The following is a 21,524-nucleotide window of genomic DNA, read 5'->3' as shown; positions in this document are numbered from 1 at the left end:
TCACCGCCCAAAACAACATTCAATATTCCTGATCTTCGATCAGTCGCTTGCCCAGGCTGGTAATGCTCTGGATCTCGTAACCGAGTTTCTCGTACATCTCGATCACCGTGTCATTATCTTCCCGCACCATCAGTTGGATCTTCGGGCAACCGCGTGCGATCAATTTTTTCTCTAACCGGCTGATCAACGCATTGGCGATACCGCGTCCGCGATAATCCGGATGTACGCCGAGATAATACGCCGAGCCACGGTGGCCGTCGTATCCCCCCATCACCGACCCCACGACTTCCCCGCCCACTTCCGCGACCAGAAAAAGATCCGGATCGTGATTCAGTTTGCGCTCAATATCCATCTCAGGATCGTTCCACGGCCGCAGCAGATCGCAGCGCTCCCACAGGGTAATGACTTCTTCAAAGTCGTCTTGTCGAAATACGCGAATTTCCATCGATGTTCGCCGCTGTTAATTAAGATGTTTATCTGATTATCGCGGGATTATTCACTTACGCAATATCAAACTGCGATTTCCCCGGCCAATAATGCAGAAATCCCCGGTAACCCGCGTAATAAATGGACATAGTTATCCGGTCGATTAATGATTATCAATACGATATAACGTCGCAAAATAGAATTTGTCGATGGAGCGTAGCGTTATGAAAAAGCAGGTTAATCCCTTCCTCAATTTTAAACCGCTCTCCGTTTCCCCCACGCGGCGCCAATTACTGCTTTCCGGCCTGGCGCTGGTGCTGCTCGGCAGCAAAAGCCAAACGGCCAAGGCCGAAACCGGCGGCATGCTGCGCAAGCAACACGCTAAAACCGCCCCCAAACCCAGCGGCAGCAAAAGGTTGGTGATGATCGATCCCGGTCACGGCGGTATCGATTCGGGCGCCGTCGGCAGAGAAGGTTCTCAGGAAAAACACGTGGTGCTGGAGATTGCCAACCACGTGCGTCGCATTCTGCACGAGCAGGAACACGTTGAAGTGCGCCTGACGCGGGAAGAAGACGAATTTATCCCCCTGTTTCAGCGGGTGGAGATTGCCCACCAGCATCAGGCCGACCTGTTTATCTCTATCCATGCCGACGGTTTTACCAGCCCGGAAGCCTCCGGTGCCTCAGTGTTTGCCCTGTCCAATCGCGGTGCCAGCAGCGCCATGGCGCGTTATCTGTCCAATCGCGAAAATGCCGCCGATGACGTGGCCGGCGGCAAATACAAAAACCAGGACAACTATCTGCAGCAGGTGCTGTTCGACCTGGTGCAAACCGACACCATCAACAACAGCCTGACGCTCGGCCGCCACGTGCTCGGCCAGATCCGTCCGGTGCATCACCTGCACAGCAACAGCACCGAACAAGCGGCATTCGCGGTGCTGAAATCCCCCTCGATTCCGTCGGTACTGGTCGAAACCTCGTTCATCACCAATCCGGCGGAAGAACGCCTGCTTGGCACCACCGCATTCCGCGAGAAAATCGCCCGCGCCATCGCCGACGGCGTGATCAGTTTCTTCAGCTATTACGATTCACACCAACGAAAACCCGGCTGATACTGCCAGCCACGGTGAATAAAGGTATACTCTGCGGCTTGTTCAGTCAGACGCTGTGAATTAATCCGTATGAGTTTATCGACCATCGCAGAAGTAAAATCCTTCCTGCTGGCATTGCAGGACCGCATCTGCACGCAGCTGGCTCAGGCCGACGGCGGCGCCGTTTTCAACGAGGACCGCTGGACGCGGGAAGAAGGCGGCGGTGGCCGCAGCCGGGTATTGATCGACGGCGCGGTGTTCGAACAAGCGGGCGTCAACTTCTCACACGTCTCCGGTGCCACCCTGCCCGCCTCCGCTACCGCGCACCGTCCCGAGTTGGCCGGCCGCAGCTTCCAGGCGATGGGCGTGTCGCTGGTGATCCATCCGCGCAGCCCTTATATCCCGACCAGCCACGCCAACGTGCGTTTTTTCATTGCGGAAAAGCCGGGCGAAGAGCCGGTGTGGTGGTTTGGCGGCGGCTTTGATCTGACCCCCTTCTACGGCTTTAAAGAAGATGCCATTCACTGGCACCGCACCGCCGAGCAGCTGTGCGCCCCCTTCGGCGAGCAGGTGTATCCCAAATACAAAAAGTGGTGCGATGACTATTTCTTTATCAAGCACCGCAATGAAGCGCGTGGCATCGGCGGTCTGTTCTTTGACGATCTTAACACCCCCGACTTCGCCACCTGCTTCGCATTTACCCAGGCGGTGGGCGAAGGCTTCCTCGAGGCTTATTTGCCAATCGTGGAAAAACGCAAGGCGCTGAGTTGGGGCGATAACGAACGTCAGTTCCAGCTGTATCGCCGTGGTCGCTACGTCGAGTTTAATTTAGTCTGGGACCGCGGCACGCTGTTCGGTCTGCAAACCGGCGGGCGTACCGAATCCATCCTGATGTCGATGCCGCCGCTGGTACGCTGGGAATACAACTATCAACCGGCGGAAGACAGCCCGGAAGCGGCGTTGTACCGTGACTTCCTGCCGGTGCGCGATTGGTTGAAGGAGCCGGAATAATGCAGATTTGGGTCGATGCGGACGCCTGTCCCAACGTGATCAAAGAAGTGCTGTTTCGCGCGGCGGAACGTACCGCCATGTCGGTAACGCTGGTTGCCAACCAACCGCTGAGAACGCCGCCCTCCAGGCATATCCACACCCTGCAGGTGGCGGCCGGTTTTGACGTGGCGGATAACGAAATCGTACGCCGCTGCGAGAAAGGCGATCTGGTGATCACCGCCGATATCCCGCTGGCTGCCGAGGTGATCGAAAAAGGCGCGGTGGCGCTGAATCCGCGCGGGGAACGCTATACGCCGGACACCATTCGTGAGCGCCTGAACATGCGCGACTTTATGGACACCCTGCGCTCCAGCGGTATCCAGACCGGCGGCCCGAATACGCTGAACCAGCGCGATCGTCAGCAGTTCGCCAACGAGCTGGACAAGTGGCTGCAGCAGGCAAAACGGGCGCAGTGATTGCGCCCGTTTTGCCTGCTGATAAAGTCCTTTGCGGTCAAACGTTCTGCTTTCAGTGCTAATAAAAACAAAGAATTACGTCTTCAGGTTTTCCCCAAACATCCGAAAACCCCGTTTTTCGGGTGTTTGCCATCAATCTAAACGGGCGCAGTGATTGCGCCCGTACTCCGCTTAGAATCGCACCTCCCCGCCGAAGATATAGGTTCGGCCGCGGGCGGTGTTGGTCGGTGAGAAGTCCTGTCCCTGGGACGGCATCGAGTTCATCTTGTTCAACGCATCGGAATAGTCTCTGTCCATCAGGTTCTGCACGCTGAATTTCAACAGCAGGTTACGGTTGAACTGATAGGTGCTGTACAGATCGATAATCGTCGGGATATGCGGCGCAGGCTCTTTCAGCAATTGCTCATTTTCGTCCCGATCCGAATTTGGCGACAGGCGCACCGCTTTACCCGTGTATTTGACCAATCCGCCCAGCGTCAGTTTCTCGTCCAGCAAACGAACCCCAGAATCTAAAGTGAAATAAAACTCCGGCAGTTCGCTGATGTCACCGGCACCGAACTCGTTGCTGGCCTGATTGGTCGGTTGGCTGGTGTGCTCTTTGCTCAGGGAAAGTTTGGTGTAGGCGAAACCGGCGTCATACATTGCCTCTACTTCCACCCCACGCATTCTGACCGGCTCATAAGCATTGCTGTACATGGTCATCACGACATTCACATCGGCGTTATCCCACTCTTCCTGCGTCGCCTGGGAGCGGTTGCACTTCTCGCGATTGCTGCACACCATGTAGTTTTGGCTGGAAATGTAATTTTTGATCTTCGATTCAAAATACACCGCTTTCAGCTGGAAGCTGTCCTGCTCGAACAGCAGGTCATGAGCGTTGGCGTTGAAGCCGGCCTGGTAGGTTTCGGCGGTTTCGCCCTTCAGGAACGGGTTCATCGACTGCCCGCCGCTGTTGGCGAAGAACACCTCCTGAATATTCGGCCCGCGCATCGACTTGCTGTAGCTGACAAACGGCTGCAACCATGGCGTCACCTGCGCCGACAACAGCACCGACGGATTAAAACCGTGCTCTTTCAAATTGATATTGCTGGCCCCCTGCGGGAAGCAGGCCACGCGATCATCACAGGCCGGTTTATAGCCGGAAATGTCATAGGAGCTGTAGTTCAGATCAAAATTGCTCTGCCAGATGCCATAGTTAAGCTGCAGGCCACTGTAAAGGCTGGCGATATTTTGTTTACCCGCAATCCCCACCGACGAACTTTCCGCCTGGTTATCGTCGGTTACCAGCCCGGATGCGTGCTTCTTGTATTCGTTACGGATCAGCTTGCCACCATAGCTGAAGGCAAAGTCGACCTCCTGCAGGCTGAAACGGCTGGTGTTATTGACATCCAGCGCGTCCGAGATATTTTTCGCCTTGCTGTCGCTAAACCCTGCCATATTGTCAGACATGAATTTCTGCTCACCGCGGCTGGTACTGGCTGTCAGGTTAAAATCAATCAGCTCGGAGAAAGGCGCATAGTGATATTTAATATAGAAGTCATTACTGTCGATATGACGGCGGGTTATTTTATTCTGGTAGGTCCTGGCCGACAGTTCGATACTATTAAAAGCGTCTGGCTTAATATCGACTTTGAATAACTGGGATTTAGGGTTCTGTCGGTAGGTTTTATCAACGTTGAATTCTTCGCTGTCAAAACCCGAACCGTTCTTGTAATTAGACGTGATGGAACTGCCGCTGATGGCCGCCATTGCCCCCAGGCTGCCGCCTTCGCCAAAGGCGCTGGTTTTCCCGCCCACGGCAATCATGCCGCTGCGGCCGATGCCGTTATTGCCGACGGAAAATTTGGTGCGCACGCCAAAGGGATTATCCGAAAACACCACGTCATCCACACCCAGGGTGCGGAAGTTGGCGCTGCCTGCCAACGCATTCACGCCGGCGGAGCCTGTTGCATTCCCACGCGCTACATCAACGCCGACGATAAAATTGGGATCGATCAGCGCACCGAACTGGCTGGTGGGTAAACCGCCATGTGCTGCATCGCTCGGCGAATTGCCGTAGTAGTTCTGGGTAATGCCATCCACCATGGTATTAACCCGGCCAAAACCGCTCATGCCGCGAATATTGACGCTAACCGATCCCTGGCCCGGATCGATTTGGGTATAAGTGCCCGGCATGCTGCGCAAAATGCTGTCTACCGATTCGAGGTTCTTATTTTCCCCTCGTGAGCTGAAGGCACCCGGTTTTTCCAACGCCTCCTTTTCGCTACGGTCGCTTTCCGTCGCGGCCGAAACGTTCAACGGGCTAAACACCACTTTGCCGTTGCCATTGTCCGTCCCATCCTGCGCAGCCGTCGCCGTCCCGCTCAGCGCTATTCCCGCACCGATCAGGCTTACCAGTAATTTAATTTTCATAGGTCCCCAGAAATAACCAAAAAGATTTTATGGCCGACAATGCCCAACATAAAGCCCGCCAAAATCGACGGTAAATATACCCGTCATCTTTCAAGTTGCAGCGTTGTTACCTGCACTCGCTCACCCCAGTTACTTACTAAAGTAAGCGCCTGGGGATGAGCGAGCTGGCCGCCTAGCTGCAATTTAAAAGCTATAGGGTGTTTATTTTTTTATCGTTTTAATAAGCCGCCGGGTTTATTGCCCGGCGGCCAGAAGGGTTATTTGCGTGCTTTCTGATCCACCGCCAAAATAAAGCTGTATTCCAGGACGCTATTTTCCAGCCGCGTCAGACGGCCCGATTTACCGCCGTGCCCGGCCGTCATATCAGTGGCCAGCAGCAGCAGTGAATCCCCCTGTTTAAAGCGACGCAGTTTGGCCACCCATTTTGCCGGTTCCCAATATTGCACCTGCGAATCATACAGGCCGCTGGTCACCAACAGGTTCGGGTACGCCTGCTTGCGCACGTTGTCATAGGGGCTGTAAGACTTCATCAGCGCATAGGCTTCTGGTTGATTAGGGTTGCCCCACTCTTCATATTCCCCGACGGTCAGTGGAATGCTGTCGTCAAGCATGGTGGTCAAAACATCCACAAAAGGCACCTGCGCCACCACCGCGTTATACAGCTGCGGTGCCTGATTGATAACCGCGCCCATCAACAACCCCCCGGCGCTGCCGCCCATGGCGTAGATACGCCCCGGTTGGCCGTACCCCTGTTTTATCAGTGCCTGGGTGGCATCGATAAAGTCGCTGAAGGTGTTGGGTTTATGGGTCAGTTTGCCCTGTTGATACCAGTTCTGCCCCAGCTCACCGCCGCCACGCACGTGGATCAGCGCATAAACAAAACCGCGATCCAGTAAACTGATGCGGTTGGCGCTGAAGGCCGGATCCATACTCATGCCGTAAGCGCCATAGCCGTACACCAGCAGCGGACTGTGTCCCGGTTTGAACATCGCACGGTTGTAGACCAGCGAGACTGGCACCTTCACACCGTCACGCGCGCTGATCCATACCCGTTCACTGTGGTACTGGCTGGGATCAACCCCTTTAACTTCCTGCTGTTTCAACAGGGTACGAGTGCCTTTATCAAGATCCCATTCGTAGGTGCTGGTCGGCGTGGTCATCGCCGAATAGCCGTAGCGCAGGTGTTGATTGTCAGGATCGGGGTTATAGCCCAGCCAGGCCATGTAGCTGGCGTCATCGAACGGAATGCTGCGCTGGGTTTTGCCGTCCCAACTGATTTGCCGTAGCTGCACCAGGCCGTCGCCGCGCTCTTTGACCACCAGCCAGTCGCGGAACAGGGTGAAGCCTTCGACCTCGCGTTTTTCCTGCGGCGCAATCAGCGTCTGCCACGGTTTATCGAGCGCTGCGGTGTGATACAGACCAAAATGCGGGCTTTGGTGATTGGAGCGCAAATAGAACTCGCCGCGATAATGGTCGAGGTAATATTCATGGCCGTTCTTGCGAGCGGCAAACAGCACCGGCGCTTTCAGCGGTTGGTTGGCATCGATCAGCCGCGCCTCAGAGGTAGTGTTGCCGCTGACGGTAATAATGACGTAGTCGCGGGAGGAGGAATGGGCCAGGCTCAGATAAAACGCCGCGTCATTTTCCTGATACACCAGTTTATCGTCCGCGACCGGCGTGCCGAACTGATGGCGATAAACCTGATACGGCAACAGGGTTTGCGGATGGTTGCGAATATAAAACAGCGTCTTGCCATCGTTGGCCCACACCATGTCGCCAGAGGTATTCTCAATCACTTCCGGTGCCCATTTCTCGCTGTCGACATTACGCAACGAAATACGGTACTGCCTGCGCCCCTGGTAATCTTCGGCGATCGCCATACGCTGATTGTCCTGGCTGATCTCCAGGCCGCCGACGCGGTAGTAAGCCTGCCCTGCCGCGCGCTGGTTGGCATCCAGCAAGGTTTGCCATGGCGCATCGGCGGTAAGAGCCTGACGCTGGTACAGAGCAAAATCCTTGCCCACCGCATAGCTTTCCTGATAGCGATAGCCGTTCAGTTGATAAGGCACCGAGCGATCTTCCGGGCTCATGCGGCCCAGCATTTCCTGGTACAGCGTATCGCGCAGTTTTTTGTACGGCTGCATCATCTGTTCGGTGTAATGGTTTTCCGCCGTCAAATAATCCAGCATCTTTTTATTCTGGCGGCTGTCGTCGCGTAGCCAATAGTAATCGTCCACCCGGGTTTCACCCTGGGCGGTCAATTTTTTCGGGATGATTTCCGCACTGGGAGCCTGCGGTGCCGCCTGAACGGCCTGGCCCATTAAGCTTAATGAAATCACGACAGAGGTTGCCGCACGCCAACAACGCTCCGGCAAAAGTGGATATTTCATAGTCCCTCACGATGGTTTTACATCGGCAACGCCTTCTTTTGTTTCAGCAAACAAAAGGCCGCTGCCGTCGGCATAAACTATTGGACGGTGTTGAACGCCGCCAGATTAAAATCAATCGGCATCGTCACCCGAACCTTGTCCTGCTGAAGCATCTCAACCGGTGGCTGCGGCAAGGGCTGCGCCCGAGTCACCACCGACAGCGCCTCCCGATCCAGCGAGGCGGTGCCTGACGACGCCTGCAATCTCAAATCAGACACCCGCCCCAGCGCATCCACCGTGAAGGTCACCTGCGGCATGCCGCTACGGCGACGGCGCTGCGCATCTGGCGGATAACGCTTGATGCGATTCAACTGCCCCTTTACCTGGCTTTCCCACGACAGCTTGGCCTGCAGCTGACTGGCAGAATCGCTGCTCAGCGGCGCCGCCGCCTGCTGGGCAATATTCAACGCTTTCGGTGCGGCGGCGCTGGAAGCGGCAGCACGTTTAGTCTCTTTCGCCTGCTCCTCCGGCTTTGGCTGGACTTTCTGCGGCGGTCGCCGTTCAGTTCGCTTTTTTTCAGCCACGGCAATCTTGGTGTTTTCAGCCCGCGCCAACTTCGGCAAATCGGGTTGTTCCTGCTGTTCGGCCGGCTGTGCCGCGGAGGATTGCGCCTGCTGTATGCCTAAGGGTAAGGGTTTGGGGCTTTCCGGCGCTTCAATCTGCGCGGCCCAGCTCATCATCACCGCCGGAGGCGGCAATGACATAGGCGGCAGCGACCGTGGCAGCCAGTAAAACAACAGCACCAGCGCCACATGTGCCGCGATAGCGCACAAAAAACCGCGCGCCCAGCTTGGTTGCGGCATCGCAGGGGCCGAAAAAGAGAAAGACTGACTTAGCATAGGGACATTAGATTACTTAATTGCGAATGATTGCAGATCACATTTGCTAATGATAATCATTTGTAATTATTATTAACAGCCCTTTTCACTGCCTTAACACATTCATTTTACTGCCGGGGTGATCCACAGGTAATCGGCCACCTGTTTATCGACCTGCACACCGGGTTCCGCCAGCATCAGTACCGTTGGCAACGCAGCCGGTTGCAAATCCTGCACGTGCAGTGGCACTCCTACGGATTTTGCTGCATGGTAGCCACCGGCAATCAACAGCGCGGGAGTGGGCGCGGCCAGCAAGCGTTCAGCCATGCGTCGGTCGCGCTGCTGTTGGATCGCCAGCATCGCATGCAATTGCTGAGGTTCAATCTTGCCGCCGTGCGAAGTGCGGATGGTTTCTTCCAGCGCTTTCTGCACCACCGGACGCACCGACAGTTGGCCCAGCGGGAAACTTGGCTGCTGATAAAAAGCCATGATTTCATCGCGATCCAGGTTAGCCGACCACAGCGGATAGGGTGCACGCATCGCCGCCATGACCACATCGCCGTACAGTGACCATTTCCACCCCGACTGCCAGCCGATCAACTCCGCTACGCGTCCGTCACGAACGCTGGGCTCCCCCTGCAGCCACTGTTTCACCTGGTTAACTTTGTCTTGCTGATTCGGGTTAATCATTTCCATCAGCACGCTGCCCTGGGGACGCTGCTGCGGCAGGTTTTGCACCAGCCACAGCTCAATCTGATGGTGATAAGGGTTATCGTGTTTTTCGCCGACGATGACCCGGGGTTGAGCGGCCAAACGGGCCAGAAGCTGGTCAGGTGACAGGCTTTCTCCACTGCGTAAATCCGTAATTCTGCCCAAACTATCAAGGGTATTTTTTGGCGAGGAAACCGGGGTTTGGCTACAGGCGCCGAGCGCCAGCGCGGCCAATAAAATCAAAAGTCTCATGATGCTGCCCTGTCATAAAAAGTGGCGACATTATAGATAATAATTATCATTTGCATATAGAGAACCCCATTTCCTGCGACATCGATAACTATTTTTTTACTTTAGGATCCCTGAACACGCATTGATTTCATGAGGTATTGCGGGTATAACCAATAGCCATTTAGCAGCTTAGACGTCTATACGGGTAAAATACCATGCACTCACCTGTCCCCGCCGAAGGGCAATTCAAACGCACCATGAAGGCCCGGCACCTGGTGATGCTGTCGCTGGGTGGCGTGATCGGCACCGGGCTGTTTTTCAACACCGGCTATATCATTTCCACTACCGGCGCCCTGGGTACCCTGCTGGCCTATCTGATTGGCGCACTGGTGGTCTATCTGGTCATGCTGTGCCTGGGCGAGCTTTCGGTGGCGATGCCGGAAACCGGCGCCTTCCACGTTTACGCCTCCCGCTACCTTGGTCCGGCGACCGGTTATACCGTGGCCTGGCTCTATTGGCTCACCTGGACAGTCGCACTCGGTTCAAGCCTGACCGCCGCCGGTTTCTGCATGCAGTATTGGTTCCCGCAGTCGCCGGTTTGGCTGTGGTGTTTGATCTTCTGCGCGGCCATTTTCCTGCTCAACGTAGTCACCACTCGCTTCTTCGCGGAGAGCGAATTCTGGTTCTCGTTGATCAAGGTAATCACTATTCTGGCGTTTATCATCCTCGGCGGAGCAGCCATGTTTGGCCTGCTGCCGATGAAAGACGGCACCCCGGCCCCCTTCCTGCATAACCTGACCGCCTCAGGCTGGCTGCCCAACGGCACCTTGCCGATCCTGATGACGATGGTGGCGGTCAACTTCGCTTTCTCGGGCACGGAGCTTATCGGCATTGCCGCAGGCGAAACCGAAAATCCGGAAAAGGTGGTGCCCTGGGCGATACGCACTACGGTGATCCGCCTGATGCTGTTCTTTGTCGGCACGGTGTTTATTCTGGCTGCGCTGATCCCGATGGATCAGGCCGGGATTGTCAAAAGCCCGTTTGTGTTGGTGTTTGAACGCATCGGCGTGCCCTATGCCGCCGATATCTTTAATTTCGTCATCCTGACCGCCATCCTGTCGGCCGCCAACTCAGGCCTGTACGCTTCGGGCCGCATGCTGTGGTCGCTGGCCAACCAGCGCACCCTGCCGACCTATTTTTCTCGCGTCAATAAACGCGGCATTCCGATCAATGCGCTGACCTTCAGCATGCTTGGCGGCGTACTGGCGCTGTTAACCAGCGTGATTGCGCCGGACACGGTGTTTGTCGCCCTGTCGGCCATTTCCGGCTTTGCGGTGGTGGCGGTTTGGTTGAGCATCTGCGCCTCACACTACGCTTTCCGCCGCCACTATCTGCGCAGCGGCCAGCCGATCTCCGGCCTGAAATACCGCGCGCCGGGTTATCCGTTAACGCCGATCGTCGGCTTTTCCCTGTGCCTGCTGGCCTGTATCGGACTGGCGTTCGATCCGGAGCAGCGCATCGCGCTTTACTGCGGGCTGCCGTTCGTCGCACTGTGCTACGCCGCCTATTATCTGACCCGCCGCAGCGGGCAAAAAACATCTTTGGGAGAAAATCATGTCGGTTAACAACCCCGTCGCCACGCTGTTGGCCACCCACGGCACGCTGATTCTTGACGGCGCGCTGGCGACCGAACTGGAGGCTCGCGGCTGTGACCTCAGCGATCCCCTGTGGTCGGCCAAGGTGCTGATCGAAAACCCCGAGCTGATTTATCAGGTTCATCTCGACTATTTCAACGCAGGGGCGCAGTGCGCCATCACCGCCAGCTATCAGGCCACGCCGCAGGGCTTTTTGCGCCGGGGGTTGGATCAAGCTCAATCACTGGCGCTGATCGCCAAAAGCGTGCACCTGGCGCAGCAGGCGCGCCGCGACTATCTGGCTCAGCACCCACAGGCAACGCCCTTGCTGGTCGCCGGCTCGATCGGCCCCTATGGCGCTTATCTCGCCGACGGGTCTGAATATCGCGGCGATTACGCATTGCCGCAGGAAGAAATGATCGCCTTCCACCGCCCACGCATACGTGCGTTGGCCGAGGCCGGCGTAGATCTGTTGGCCTGTGAAACCCTGCCCTCGTTCAGCGAGCTGCAGGCGTTGCTCACGCTGTTGCAAGAATTCCCGACGCTCGGTGCCTGGTTCGCCTTCACCCTGCGCGACAGCCAACACCTCAGCGACGGCACGCCGCTGACGCAGGTGCTGGCAGCGCTGCACGGCAATCCGCAGGCGTTGGCGATTGGCATCAACTGCATTGCGCTGGAAAATGTGGCCCCGGCGCTGCGCCAGTTTGCCGCGCTGACCGACAAACCGCTGTTGGTCTACCCAAATTCAGGCGAGCATTACGACGCGGTGAGCAAAACCTGGCACGCCTGCGGCGGTGAGCACGGCAGCCTGATTGATCAGGTAGGAGAATGGCAACGCATCGGCGCACGGCTGATTGGCGGCTGCTGCCGGACTACGCCAAAGGATATTCGCCAGATCGCGGCACTCTGCAAGGCATAAAAAAGCCCCCTGCGCCAAGGCGTCAGGGGGCGGTTTAATGCCGAAGGCTTATAACGGTTCGGTCTGTGCTTCCACAACCGCCAGCGCCACCATGTTGACGATGCGGCGCACCGAGGCGATTGGCGTCAGGATGTGTACCGGTTTCGCTACTCCCATCAGCACCGGCCCTACGGTAACCCCTTCGGAAGAGGACACGCGCAGCAGGTTGTAGCTGATACGCGCCGCTTCCATGTTCGGCATGATCAGCACGTTGGCCGAGCCTTTCAGCGGGCTGTCCGGCATCAGGTCATTACGAATACTTTCAACCAACGCGGCATCACCGTGCATCTCGCCGTCGATTTCCAGCTCCGGTGCCATCCGGTTTACCAGCTCAAGCGTTTTACGCATCTTGCAGGCCGCCGGGTTATCGGAAGAACCAAAGCTGGAATGGGACAACAGTGCCACCTTCGGCTCAATGCCGAAGCGACGCACGGTTTCCGCCGCCATCAGGGTGATTTCCGCCAGTTGCTCCGGCGTCGGATCGTCATTGACATAGGTATCGGCGATAAAGGTGTTGCCGCTTGGCAGCAGCAGCGCGTTCATCGCCCCGGCGACATGGGCGCCCTCACGGAAGCCAAACACTTTTTCGACCACGTCGTAGTGCTCGTGATAGCTGCCGATGGTGCCGCAGATCATCGCATCCGCCTCGCCACGATGCAGCATGATGGCGGCAATCAGCGTCGGGTTGCCGATCACCGCTCGGCGCGCCTGCTCCTGCGAAACGCCTCGGCGTTTCATGATCTGGTAGTACTCGCCCCAGTATTCATTGAAACGCGGGTCGGACTCGTTGTTCACCACTTCAAAATCTTTACCCGGCGTCAGCTGCAGACCGAGTTTTTTCAGGCGCATTTCGATCACGCTCGGGCGCCCTACCAGAATCGGATAGGCCAAGCCTTGCGACACCAGTTCCTGAGTGGCGTGCAGTACCCTTTCCTCTTCGCCTTCCGCCATCACCACCCGCTTCATTTCCTTCTTCGCCTGGGCAAAGATCGGCTTCATGAACAGGTTGGTTTTGTAGACGAATTCAGACAGTTTCTCGATATAGGCATCGAAGTCTTCGATCGGACGCGTCGCCACGCCAGACTCCATCGCGGCCTTGGCCACTGCCGGAGCAATTTTAACAATCAGGCGCGGGTCGAAAGGTTTGGGAATGATGTATTCAGGGCCAAATGACAGATCCTGATCCCCATAGGCCGATGCCACCACGTCGCTTTGCTCGGCCAGCGCCAGATCGGCAATCGCATGCACGCAGGCCAGCTTCATCTCTTCGTTAATGGTGGTAGCCCCTACATCCAGCGCACCGCGGAAGATGAACGGGAAGCACAGCACGTTGTTTACCTGGTTCGGGTAGTCGGAACGGCCGGTACAGATAATGGCGTCCGGGCGCACGGCTTTCGCCAGCGGCGGCAGGATTTCCGGTTCCGGGTTGGCCAGCGCCATGATCAACGGATCCCTGGCCATGGTTTTCACCATATCCTGAGTCAAGACACCCGGGCCGGAACAACCGAGGAAGATATCGGCGTTAGGGATAGCGTCACCCAGCGTGCGCTGGCCGTTATCTTCAATCGCATAAGCCGCCTTGGTCTGCTCCATATTGGCGTCACGGCCTTTGTAGATCACCCCTTTGGAGTCGCAGACGGTAATGTTCTGCTGGCGTAGCCCCAGGGCCACCAGCAGGTTCAGACAGGCGATCGACGCAGCACCGGCACCGGAAACCACCAGCCGCACGTCGGAAATATTCTTTTTCACTACCCGCAGGCCATTCAACACTGCGGCAGTGGTGATGATCGCGGTACCGTGCTGATCGTCGTGGAAGACAGGGATCTTCATCCGCTCGCGCAGTTTCTGCTCGATGTAGAAACACTCCGGCGCCTTGATGTCTTCCAGGTTAATCCCGCCAAAGGTCGGCTCCAGCGCAGCGATGATGTCGATCAGCTTGTCAGGGTTTAGCTCATCGACTTCGATATCAAACACGTCGATACCGGAAAACTTCTTGAACAGGACGCCTTTCCCTTCCATCACCGGCTTACCGGCCAGCGCACCGATATTGCCCAGGCCCAGCACGGCCGTACCGTTGGAAATCACCGCCACCAGGTTACCGCGCGCGGTATATTTGTAGGCCGCCAGCGGATCGGCAGCAATTTCCAGACAAGGTGCCGCGACGCCCGGCGAATAGGCCAGCGCCAGATCGCGTTGCGTTGCCAGTGGTTTGGTGGGGGATACCTGGATCTTCCCTGGGACCGGATATTGGTGGAAATCAAGCGCACTCTGTTTGAGCTGTTCGTCCATTGTAGGTTCCTATGTTTTTTGCTTTTATGTTGAGGTAAGGCTTGTAAAGCTATGGGGCTATGAGGCTGCGTCCTGTCATTGTCCGTGGCGCCGTCGCAGACCCAAAAGCCCGTAATCAAGGCGGAGGGAGCAGAGCATAGCGGGCCTATGTTCAAACCCGACAACGCGGAGTACGGGCTTTTGGGGCGCGACCCGAAGGGCTGGGGCCATTTGAACGCGCATCTGTGTTACGAGTCGCTTATTTGGCCCACCAAACCTCACGACTCGCGCCTTGCTGCGCGTTCAAATGACCGCCAGCGGCGCTCACGTACAATGGCAGGGCACAGCCTTTAAGTATAGTGAGAGAAACGTCACAAACTTTGAAGCGGGCCATAACCTTGATCGAAATAGTTTTATAAAAGTAAAAAAAGAAGTACCACAGGACGAAGAAGAAAAACACTGCCGTCAGTGCGGCGGCAGTTTGGCGCGCCAGGCATTCAGCGTGGCCACCCGGCCTGCGCAAATTTGTAACGAGGTTTGTAGCGCCAGGGTATAACTCAGCGCATCCCCCCAGGTATTGCCCGGCAGCTGCGGTTGTTCACAAGGGATAAACACCGTTTCAGGGGGTAACAGCACCACCGGTACTGCCGGCTGCGGCGGTTGGGCGCAGGAGCTCAATAACAGCGCCAGGCATAGGCTGCCCAGCGCAGGCGTCATTTTTAATCGCTTCACGGTATTTCCTCTGATAAACATCGCTTTGCTGCCGCAGCTGCTGCTCCTGCTGCTGTTGGGCCGCCATCAGCGCGCGATTCTGTGCATCCTGGGTTTGCAGCGTGGCAATCAACCCCGCTTGCTGTGCCAGGGTCTTTTGCTGCTCTCCCGCCTGCTGCCGCGCCAGCTCCAGCCGGTGCGACAACAGTGAGCTATAGCCGCCAAGGCAGATGGCTACCAACAACAGCAGCAGCAATCCGCCCTGCGCCAATCTGTTCAGCCAGCCGCTCATGCGGGGTAATCCCTGAAGGAAAGCTGGAAGTGCGGCCCGTCCTTCAGCGTCTTCCATTCCCCGCCCCACTCAACGGCAACCGCACACTCTCGCGCTGCGCGACGGACCGCCACCGCGATTTGCGCGTAGTAGTCCCACTCCCAGGACACCACGCCCGCAGGCATGGCCACCACGTCCACCGCGTGGCCGGTCAAATGGCGGCTTTTCAGCGTCTGGCTTTGCCCACCGCGCACCAGGTCACGCTGACGCGCCATGCTGCGCCGCCCTTCGGTGATGGAAAAAGGCACCAGCGAATAATGCAGCGCCAGCCGCATCACGCGCACCAGATCCGGGTGGACGCCCAGTAAATTCGTCTCGCTGCGTGCGGTAAAACGAATGTCTTCAATTTCATTTATCATTTTTAAGCCCCGTTTTTTTGCCAATGAATCTTTTAATTAATGCGCTGATATAATCAGCCCCAAGGAAACCAATCAGTACGCTGGCAAGGTTCGCCCATTTTAATTCCAGCCCGGTCAGCGCCAGCGCATCGCGCACCGTCCAGGCCAATAAGGCGCACATAGCTGCATTTAATAACCGCCGCCGCATACCGACATTGCGATACGCTCCGTGTAATAACGCCATGAGGCCTGCCAAAATGGCATTCATCACCGGCTGAAGATATTCACATGCTCGCTGGATAATTAAGCCAACAGCGTCTGGCTCTAAGCTGGACATAGCTATACTCCTATTTTATTTTAATTAAACGCCAATCACGGCCGGTGAAATATCGGTACCTTCAGAATCTAGTGAAGGATGCTATAACAAAGCAAATGAATAAATACAGCCTCTAAAGTCAAATTCATTCACGCTCAACCCTGACACAACAGCCGCCAATCAAATAACGGCATGGGTCGATAAAAAATTCATCTTTACTGTGATTTTTTTCGACTTCTCTTTCCTCGGGAAATAAACATTAATAGCGGCGGGAGATTCACTCTCAATGACAAAAACCTTAACCCTGGAGAAATACCATGTCAGAACGTAAAGCCGTTATTGGTTATTATTTCATTCCTACCAACCAAATTAATCACTATACCGAGTCCGATACTTCAATCGTACCTTTCCCGGTGTCCAATATTACACCGGCCAAGGCCAGGCAACTGACCCACATTAATTTCTCGTTCCTCGACATCAACAGCAATCTGGAGTGCGCCTGGGATCCGGAAACCAACGATGCCAAGGCGCGCGATGTGGTTAGCCGGTTGACTGCGCTGAAGGCGCATAATCCGAATCTGCGCATCATGTTCTCCATCGGCGGCTGGTATTACTCCAACGATCTGGGGGTGTCCCACGCCAACTATGTCAACGCGGTCAAAACCCCGGCGGCACGAACCAAATTTGCCCAATCCTGCGTCCGCATCATGAAAGACTATGGCTTTGACGGCGTAGACATTGACTGGGAATACCCGCAGAGCAGCGAGGTCGACGGTTTTGTCGCCGCGCTGCAGGAAATCCGCACCCTGCTTAATCAGCAGACCCAGACCGACGGCCGCCAGGCGCTGCCTTATCAACTGACCATTGCCGGTGCCGGCGGCGCGTTCTTCCTGTCGCGTTACTACAGCAAGCTGCCGCAGATCGTCGCCTCACTCGATTACATTAACCTGATGACTTACGATCTGGCCGGTCCATGGGAGAAAATCACCAACCATCAGGCGGGGTTGTTTGGCGACAGCGCAGGGCCAACCTTCTATAACGCGCTGCGTGAAGCCAATCTCGGCTGGAGTTGGGAAGAATTGACCCGCGCCTTCCCCAGCCCGTTCAGCCTGACGGTAGACGCCGCCGTACAGCAACATCTGATGCTGGAAGGCGTGCCGAGCAGCAAAATCGTCATGGGCGTGCCGTTCTACGGCCGGGCGTTCAAAGGCGTCAGCGCCACTAACGGCGGCCAGTACAGCAGCCACAGCACGCCGGGGGAAGATCCCTTCCCTGGTACCGATTACTGGCTGGTCGGCTGCGAAGAGTGCGTCCGCGACAAGGATCCGCGCATCGCCTCTTATCGGCAGCTGGAGCAAATGCTGTTGGGCAACTATGGCTATCAGCGCCTGTGGAACGATAAAACCAAAACGCCATACCTGTACCACGCGGCCAAGGGCCTGTTCGTCACCTATGACGACGCCGAAAGTTTCAAGTACAAGGCGAAGTACATCAAACAACAGCAGTTGGGCGGCGTGATGTTCTGGCACCTGGGTCAGGACAACCGCAATGGCGATCTGTTGGCCTCACTGGATCGTTACTTCAACGCACCGGACTATGACGACAGCCAGTTGGATATGGGCACCGGCTTGCGCTATACCGGCGTCGGCCCAGGTAATCTGCCCGTCATGAGCGCCCCGGCCTACGTTGCCGGTACCACCTATAATCAGGGGGCATTGGTGTCCTATCTGGGCTATGTCTGGCAGGCCAAGTGGGGCTATATCACTTCCGTGCCGGGCTCCGATACCGCCTGGTTGAAAGTGGGTCGCGTGGCGTAACGGTAAGCGACGACATAAAAAACCCCGTGGCTGATGGCGACGGGGTTTTTACTGTTTTAATCGTTTAATTTTCGCATCCCTTCGTGGTCACTCCCTCAGTTGTTACACCAAGGATAACCCCCATCACGTATCACTTCCCGTCCCATCAGGCTGAAGACATCGCTTTTGCGCGTCAGCCGCTCATGCCACCAGCTAAAACCGGCCCCTTTGCTGGCCGGATGCCAGGCCAGCCAAATCATTTCGTCGCCTTTTTGCATATCGACGGGCACCGTCACCAACTCGCCGCTGGCCAACTCTTTTTCTATCAGCGCCGGCGGCAAAAAGCCGTGCCCGATACCCCGCTTCAACAGCGCCAATTTGCTCTCGACGTCGCATACCATCAGTTGGCGCTGCAACGGCATTGCGCCGTGGTTACGCTTGGGCAGTTCGTGGCTGCTGTCGGCAATGCCCACCACGATATCGTTCAAGCGCTGGTTTTTATCCACCGGCTTTTTCTGTGCCGCAAAGGGATGAGAAGGGGAAACGCACAGGACAAAATTCAGCTTGCCGAGCATCAGCGTCTTGGCCTGCACGCTGTCCGGGATCTGACCGATGGCGATAATCAAATCTGCCCGGTTGTTCTTCAACGCATCCCAGGTGCCATTGAGCGCTTCACGCTGCACGGAAATGTTGGCGTTCGGGCTGTGCTGGATATAGTCGCGGATATCCTGGGTGAGCGTTTCCAGCGGAAAGAAATTATCAACCACGATGCGGATATTATTATCGAACTTTGGGATGTTTCTTACCCTACTCTCCAGATCCTGTACCGCATTTAAAATCCAGCTCCCTTCCTGCAGCAGGAATTCCCCTTCATCCGTCAGGGTAATCATCGGGCCATTACGATGAAAAAGTTTCACGCAGAGTTTACTTTCAATATTGGAAACCCGGTAAGATATCGCCGAAGGGGTTTTATGCAACGCCTCCGCCGCCATTGAGAATGAACCGGTACTTTTGATGGTGCTGATTATTTTAATCGCATCCAGGGATAATCTAGTCATACAAATTCCTCTTTGACATAAAATAAGAAAAAAATGACACTAAATTCCCAAGTGGTTGGCGCGTAAAAGTCGTTCAAGTCACACAAGAGTAAGCAAAACCACAAGCAATATACTCTATATTGCAGCGCATCATCTGAAAGACTATTCATCAATACTTTAAATAAAATTCATCATGACGCCGTTTTTTTAGACAGTAGCGTTTAAATAAATTCAATCAAGAAATAAAAGACAATCATCATAATAATTTTAGTTAATAGCCTATAAAACATTCTACCCTGACAGCCGAGACTAAGGGTAAAAATAAAACAAGCCGCCGAGAATGATGTTTTAAAAATTTTTAATAACCTCTCGTTTCGTCGGTGAAAATAATCTCAACTTACAATACAACTTCAGTCAGGAGTGACTTATGAACAATACTTCCCGTACCCTTATGTCTCTTGGCCTGCTGAGCGCCGCGCTGTTTGGCGTATCGCAACAGGCAGCCGCCCACGGCTACGTCGAAACACCGGCCAGCCGCGCTTATCAGTGCAAACTGCAGCTCAATACCCAATGCGGCAGCGTGCAATATGAACCGCAGAGCGTTGAAGGGCTGAAAGGCTTCCCGCAGGCGGGCCCGGCTGATGGGCATATCGCCAGCGCCGACAAATCCACCTTCTTCGAACTGGATCAGCAAACGCCAACCCGTTGGAACAAGATCAATCTGCACACCGGCGCCAACTCCTTCACCTGGAGACTGACCGCCCGCCACAGCACCACCAGCTGGCGTTATTTCATTACCAAACCAAACTGGGACGCGTCGCAGCCGCTGACCCGTGCGTCCTTTGACCTGACGCCGTTCTGTCAACAGAACGACGGCGGCGCCATTCCCGCCGCGCAGGTCACCCACCAGTGCAACATACCGGCAGACCGTAGCGGTTCGCACGTGATCCTCGCCGTGTGGGATGTAGCAGACACGACCAATGCCTTCTATCAGGCGATTGACGTTAACTTGACCAAATAATAAGGAAGGGAAATACCACAGGGTTCAGCCAGGTGCTGAACCCTTTTTTATTGCGAGTGCGCTATGCCACATCTTTTTCCCCTCGCTCAGCCCATACTGACAGCGCCTTCCCAGGTGCGGTAAGCGGCTGCAAAACCGCGCCCTGCCTGGCTCGTTTCGGGATCCATAGTTCTTATCCATCGCAACAATCAGAAAAAGCGCATTTTAATCATCGGACATCTGATGCAGTGTGTTCAGCCTACGATGAAAAACGTTCTCATTTCCCTACATTGACGTTTGGTCAAGGAGCTTATTAATGAACCAATTAGACGCACTCAAGCAGCTAACCACGGTGGTAGCCGACAGCGGCGATATCGAATCCATCCGCCAGTTCGAACCGCAAGACGCCACCACCAACCCTTCCCTGATCCTGAAAGCTGCTGCGCTGCCTCAATATAAGCCACTGATCCTCGAAGCCCTGAACTATGCCCGCCAGCAAGGCGGCAATAAAGAAACCCAGCTGATCAACGCCAGCGACAAACTGGCGGTCAACATCGGCGTCGAAATCCTCAAAAGCGTGCCGGGGCGCATTTCCACCGAAGTGGACGCCCGCCTGTCCTTCGACCGTGGCATGTGCGTAGCCAAGGCGCGCAAGCTGATCGGCTTGTATCAGGAACAAGGTATTGATAAGTCGCGTATTCTGATCAAGCTGGCCTCCACCTGGGAAGGCATCAAAGCCGCCGAAGAACTGGAAAAAGAAGGCATCAACACCAACCTGACGCTGCTGTTCTCCTTCGCCCAGGCCCGCGCCTGTGCCGAAGCCGGCGTGTTCCTGATTTCCCCGTTCGTCGGCCGCATCTATGACTGGTATCAGGCCAAACAGCCTGCAACAGACTATGACGCAGAGCAGGATCCGGGCGTGAAATCGGTGCGCAACATTTATGAATACTACAAGCAGCACCGTTATCAGACCGTGATCATGGGTGCCAGCTTCCGTAAGGTAGAGCAGATCCTGGCACTGGCCGGTTGCGATCGTCTGACAATCGCGCCGAACCTGCTGGAGCAGCTCAAGCAAAGCGAGCAACCGGTAGAACGCAAACTGACGCCATCCACCGAAGCCTTCCATCAGCCTGCCCCGCTGGCCGAAGCCGAATTCCGTTGGCTGCATAATCAGGACGCCATGGCCGTTGAAAAACTGGCCGAAGGTATCCGCCTGTTCGCCGTTGACCAGCAAAAGCTGGAAGACATGCTGGTCGCTGAACTGTAATCACTCTGGAGTAAAACATGTCCTCTCGTAAAGAGCTTGCCAACACCATCCGCGCACTCAGCATGGACGCCGTTCAAAAAGCAAATTCCGGCCACCCGGGTGCACCTATGGGCATGGCGGACATCGCCGAAGTCCTGTGGCGTGACTACCTGAACCACAACCCGACCAACCCGCACTGGGCTGACCGTGACCGCTTCGTCCTCTCCAACGGCCATGGCTCCATGCTGATTTACAGCCTGTTGCACCTCACCGGCTACGACCTGCCGATGAGCGAGCTGGAAAAC

The 21,524-nt window shown here is 55.8% G+C and carries 19 protein-coding genes and 1 pseudogene; 9 read left to right on the top strand and 11 right to left on the bottom strand.

Annotated elements, in window-relative coordinates; all coding sequences use genetic code 11:
• Positions 1-19 precede the first annotated feature (19 nt).
• Entirely contained in the window at positions 20-445 is a 426-nt protein-coding gene (locus H5P17_RS18165) for a GNAT family acetyltransferase (protein ID WP_020828005.1), read from the bottom strand.
• Between the two features lie 205 nt (positions 446-650).
• Between H5P17_RS18165 and amiA the strand changes: the two genes are divergently transcribed.
• From amiA to H5P17_RS18150, 3 genes are all read left to right on the top strand, one after another.
• Complete coding sequence (amiA, locus tag H5P17_RS18160) at positions 651-1,538, top strand: N-acetylmuramoyl-L-alanine amidase AmiA (RefSeq protein ID WP_182824434.1); 888 nt, start codon at positions 651-653, stop codon at positions 1,536-1,538.
• Between the two features lie 69 nt (positions 1,539-1,607).
• Positions 1,608-2,528, top strand: a complete 921-nt coding sequence (hemF, locus tag H5P17_RS18155) for an oxygen-dependent coproporphyrinogen oxidase (protein WP_182824432.1) — start codon at positions 1,608-1,610, stop codon at positions 2,526-2,528.
• A complete protein-coding gene (locus H5P17_RS18150) occupies positions 2,528-2,983 on the top strand; it encodes a YaiI/YqxD family protein (RefSeq protein WP_182824430.1) in 456 nt (151 codons plus the stop codon). The genes hemF and H5P17_RS18150 overlap by 1 nt, the downstream gene beginning before the upstream one ends.
• Before the next feature lie 171 nt (positions 2,984-3,154).
• Here H5P17_RS18150 and H5P17_RS18145 read toward each other — a convergent pair whose 3' ends face one another.
• The 4 genes from H5P17_RS18145 to H5P17_RS18130 all read right to left on the bottom strand — a co-directional run bounded on the left by H5P17_RS18145 (position 3,155) and on the right by H5P17_RS18130 (position 9,605).
• Complete coding sequence (locus H5P17_RS18145; RefSeq protein WP_182824428.1) at positions 3,155-5,395, bottom strand: TonB-dependent receptor domain-containing protein; 2,241 nt, start codon at positions 5,393-5,395, stop codon at positions 3,155-3,157.
• 257 nt (positions 5,396-5,652) lie between these two features.
• Positions 5,653-7,785: a S9 family peptidase gene (locus H5P17_RS18140; RefSeq protein ID WP_182824426.1), complete on the bottom strand. Its 2,133-nt coding sequence runs from the start codon at positions 7,783-7,785 to the stop codon at positions 5,653-5,655.
• 77 nt (positions 7,786-7,862) lie between these two features.
• The gene (locus H5P17_RS18135) at positions 7,863-8,627 is read right to left on the bottom strand and encodes an energy transducer TonB (protein WP_255477953.1); all 765 of its coding nucleotides are present in this window, start codon (positions 8,625-8,627) and stop codon (positions 7,863-7,865) included.
• Positions 8,628-8,765: 138 nt separating this feature from the next.
• On the bottom strand, positions 8,766-9,605 hold the full coding sequence (locus tag H5P17_RS18130; protein WP_182824422.1) for a ChaN family lipoprotein: 840 nt from the start codon (positions 9,603-9,605) through the stop codon (positions 8,766-8,768).
• Positions 9,606-9,799: 194 nt separating this feature from the next.
• On the opposite strand from H5P17_RS18130, the gene mmuP reads away from it, so the two are divergent.
• The gene (mmuP, locus tag H5P17_RS18125) at positions 9,800-11,209 is read left to right on the top strand and encodes an S-methylmethionine permease (RefSeq protein ID WP_182824420.1); all 1,410 of its coding nucleotides are present in this window, start codon (positions 9,800-9,802) and stop codon (positions 11,207-11,209) included.
• On the top strand, positions 11,199-12,137 hold the full coding sequence (gene mmuM / locus H5P17_RS18120; RefSeq protein WP_044552793.1) for a homocysteine S-methyltransferase: 939 nt from the start codon (positions 11,199-11,201) through the stop codon (positions 12,135-12,137). Before mmuP ends, mmuM begins: the two co-directional genes overlap by 11 nt.
• Before the next feature lie 48 nt (positions 12,138-12,185).
• Here the strand turns inward: mmuM and maeB are convergent, their stop codons facing one another.
• The 5 genes from maeB to H5P17_RS18095 all read right to left on the bottom strand — a co-directional run bounded on the left by maeB (position 12,186) and on the right by H5P17_RS18095 (position 16,161).
• Positions 12,186-14,465: an NADP-dependent oxaloacetate-decarboxylating malate dehydrogenase gene (gene maeB, locus H5P17_RS18115; protein ID WP_182824418.1), complete on the bottom strand. Its 2,280-nt coding sequence runs from the start codon at positions 14,463-14,465 to the stop codon at positions 12,186-12,188.
• 444 nt (positions 14,466-14,909) lie between these two features.
• Positions 14,910-15,080, bottom strand: a complete 171-nt coding sequence (locus tag H5P17_RS18110; RefSeq protein ID WP_182824496.1) for a hypothetical protein — start codon at positions 15,078-15,080, stop codon at positions 14,910-14,912.
• Entirely contained in the window at positions 15,064-15,447 is a 384-nt protein-coding gene (locus H5P17_RS18105; protein WP_044552803.1) for a DUF2570 family protein, read from the bottom strand. The genes H5P17_RS18110 and H5P17_RS18105 overlap by 17 nt, the downstream gene beginning before the upstream one ends.
• Positions 15,444-15,845, bottom strand: coding sequence for a M15 family metallopeptidase (locus tag H5P17_RS18100; RefSeq protein ID WP_044552804.1), 402 nt, complete (start codon positions 15,843-15,845; stop codon positions 15,444-15,446). The genes H5P17_RS18105 and H5P17_RS18100 overlap by 4 nt, the downstream gene beginning before the upstream one ends.
• On the bottom strand, positions 15,835-16,161 hold the full coding sequence (locus H5P17_RS18095) for a phage holin, lambda family (RefSeq protein WP_044552806.1): 327 nt from the start codon (positions 16,159-16,161) through the stop codon (positions 15,835-15,837). Before H5P17_RS18095 ends, H5P17_RS18100 begins: the two co-directional genes overlap by 11 nt.
• 296 nt (positions 16,162-16,457) lie before the next feature.
• Here H5P17_RS18095 and H5P17_RS18090 point away from each other — a divergent pair, with 296 nt between their 5' ends.
• Entirely contained in the window at positions 16,458-17,957 is a 1,500-nt protein-coding gene (locus tag H5P17_RS18090; protein WP_182824416.1) for a glycosyl hydrolase family 18 protein, read from the top strand.
• A gap of 95 nt (positions 17,958-18,052) precedes the next feature.
• Here H5P17_RS18090 and H5P17_RS18085 read toward each other — a convergent pair whose 3' ends face one another.
• Positions 18,053-18,994, bottom strand: coding sequence for a LysR family transcriptional regulator (locus tag H5P17_RS18085; protein ID WP_182824414.1), 942 nt, complete (start codon positions 18,992-18,994; stop codon positions 18,053-18,055).
• 406 nt (positions 18,995-19,400) lie between these two features.
• Between H5P17_RS18085 and H5P17_RS18080 the strand changes: the two genes are divergently transcribed.
• The 3 genes and pseudogenes from H5P17_RS18080 to H5P17_RS18070 all read left to right on the top strand — a co-directional run.
• Complete coding sequence (locus H5P17_RS18080; RefSeq protein WP_044552811.1) at positions 19,401-19,994, top strand: lytic polysaccharide monooxygenase; 594 nt, start codon at positions 19,401-19,403, stop codon at positions 19,992-19,994.
• Between the two features lie 295 nt (positions 19,995-20,289).
• On the top strand, positions 20,290-21,240 hold the full coding sequence (gene tal / locus H5P17_RS18075) for a transaldolase (protein ID WP_182824412.1): 951 nt from the start codon (positions 20,290-20,292) through the stop codon (positions 21,238-21,240).
• A gap of 17 nt (positions 21,241-21,257) precedes the next feature.
• Positions 21,258-21,524, top strand: a pseudogene (locus H5P17_RS18070) (transketolase); the annotation flags it as partial.

Origin of the sequence: Serratia sp. OS31 (assembly GCF_014164835.1) — a bacterium.
Lineage (GTDB): Bacteria > Pseudomonadota > Gammaproteobacteria > Enterobacterales > Enterobacteriaceae > Serratia > Serratia liquefaciens_A.
The sequence above is the reverse complement of the archived record's forward strand: the minus strand, read 5'-3'. Positions and strand labels throughout refer to the sequence as shown.

What these genes read in the sequence shown, in the direction of transcription:
- H5P17_RS18165 (WP_020828005.1), bottom strand. Translation starts at nt 445, where the DNA reads ATGGAAATTCGCGTATTTCGACAAGACGACTTTGAAGAAGTCATTACC.
- amiA (WP_182824434.1), top strand. Translation starts at nt 651, where the DNA reads ATGAAAAAGCAGGTTAATCCCTTCCTCAATTTTAAACCGCTCTCCGTT.
- hemF (WP_182824432.1), top strand. Translation starts at nt 1,608, where the DNA reads ATGAGTTTATCGACCATCGCAGAAGTAAAATCCTTCCTGCTGGCATTG.
- H5P17_RS18150 (WP_182824430.1), top strand. Translation starts at nt 2,528, where the DNA reads ATGCAGATTTGGGTCGATGCGGACGCCTGTCCCAACGTGATCAAAGAA.
- H5P17_RS18145 (WP_182824428.1), bottom strand. Translation starts at nt 5,395, where the DNA reads ATGAAAATTAAATTACTGGTAAGCCTGATCGGTGCGGGAATAGCGCTG.
- H5P17_RS18140 (WP_182824426.1), bottom strand. Translation starts at nt 7,785, where the DNA reads ATGAAATATCCACTTTTGCCGGAGCGTTGTTGGCGTGCGGCAACCTCT.
- H5P17_RS18135 (WP_255477953.1), bottom strand. Translation starts at nt 8,627, where the DNA reads ATGCCGCAACCAAGCTGGGCGCGCGGTTTTTTGTGCGCTATCGCGGCA.
- H5P17_RS18130 (WP_182824422.1), bottom strand. Translation starts at nt 9,605, where the DNA reads ATGAGACTTTTGATTTTATTGGCCGCGCTGGCGCTCGGCGCCTGTAGC.
- mmuP (WP_182824420.1), top strand. Translation starts at nt 9,800, where the DNA reads ATGCACTCACCTGTCCCCGCCGAAGGGCAATTCAAACGCACCATGAAG.
- mmuM (WP_044552793.1), top strand. Translation starts at nt 11,199, where the DNA reads ATGTCGGTTAACAACCCCGTCGCCACGCTGTTGGCCACCCACGGCACG.
- maeB (WP_182824418.1), bottom strand. Translation starts at nt 14,465, where the DNA reads ATGGACGAACAGCTCAAACAGAGTGCGCTTGATTTCCACCAATATCCG.
- H5P17_RS18105 (WP_044552803.1), bottom strand. Translation starts at nt 15,447, where the DNA reads ATGAGCGGCTGGCTGAACAGATTGGCGCAGGGCGGATTGCTGCTGCTG.
- H5P17_RS18100 (WP_044552804.1), bottom strand. Translation starts at nt 15,845, where the DNA reads ATGATAAATGAAATTGAAGACATTCGTTTTACCGCACGCAGCGAGACG.
- H5P17_RS18095 (WP_044552806.1), bottom strand. Translation starts at nt 16,161, where the DNA reads ATGTCCAGCTTAGAGCCAGACGCTGTTGGCTTAATTATCCAGCGAGCA.
- H5P17_RS18090 (WP_182824416.1), top strand. Translation starts at nt 16,458, where the DNA reads ATGTCAGAACGTAAAGCCGTTATTGGTTATTATTTCATTCCTACCAAC.
- H5P17_RS18085 (WP_182824414.1), bottom strand. Translation starts at nt 18,994, where the DNA reads ATGACTAGATTATCCCTGGATGCGATTAAAATAATCAGCACCATCAAA.
- H5P17_RS18080 (WP_044552811.1), top strand. Translation starts at nt 19,401, where the DNA reads ATGAACAATACTTCCCGTACCCTTATGTCTCTTGGCCTGCTGAGCGCC.
- tal (WP_182824412.1), top strand. Translation starts at nt 20,290, where the DNA reads ATGAACCAATTAGACGCACTCAAGCAGCTAACCACGGTGGTAGCCGAC.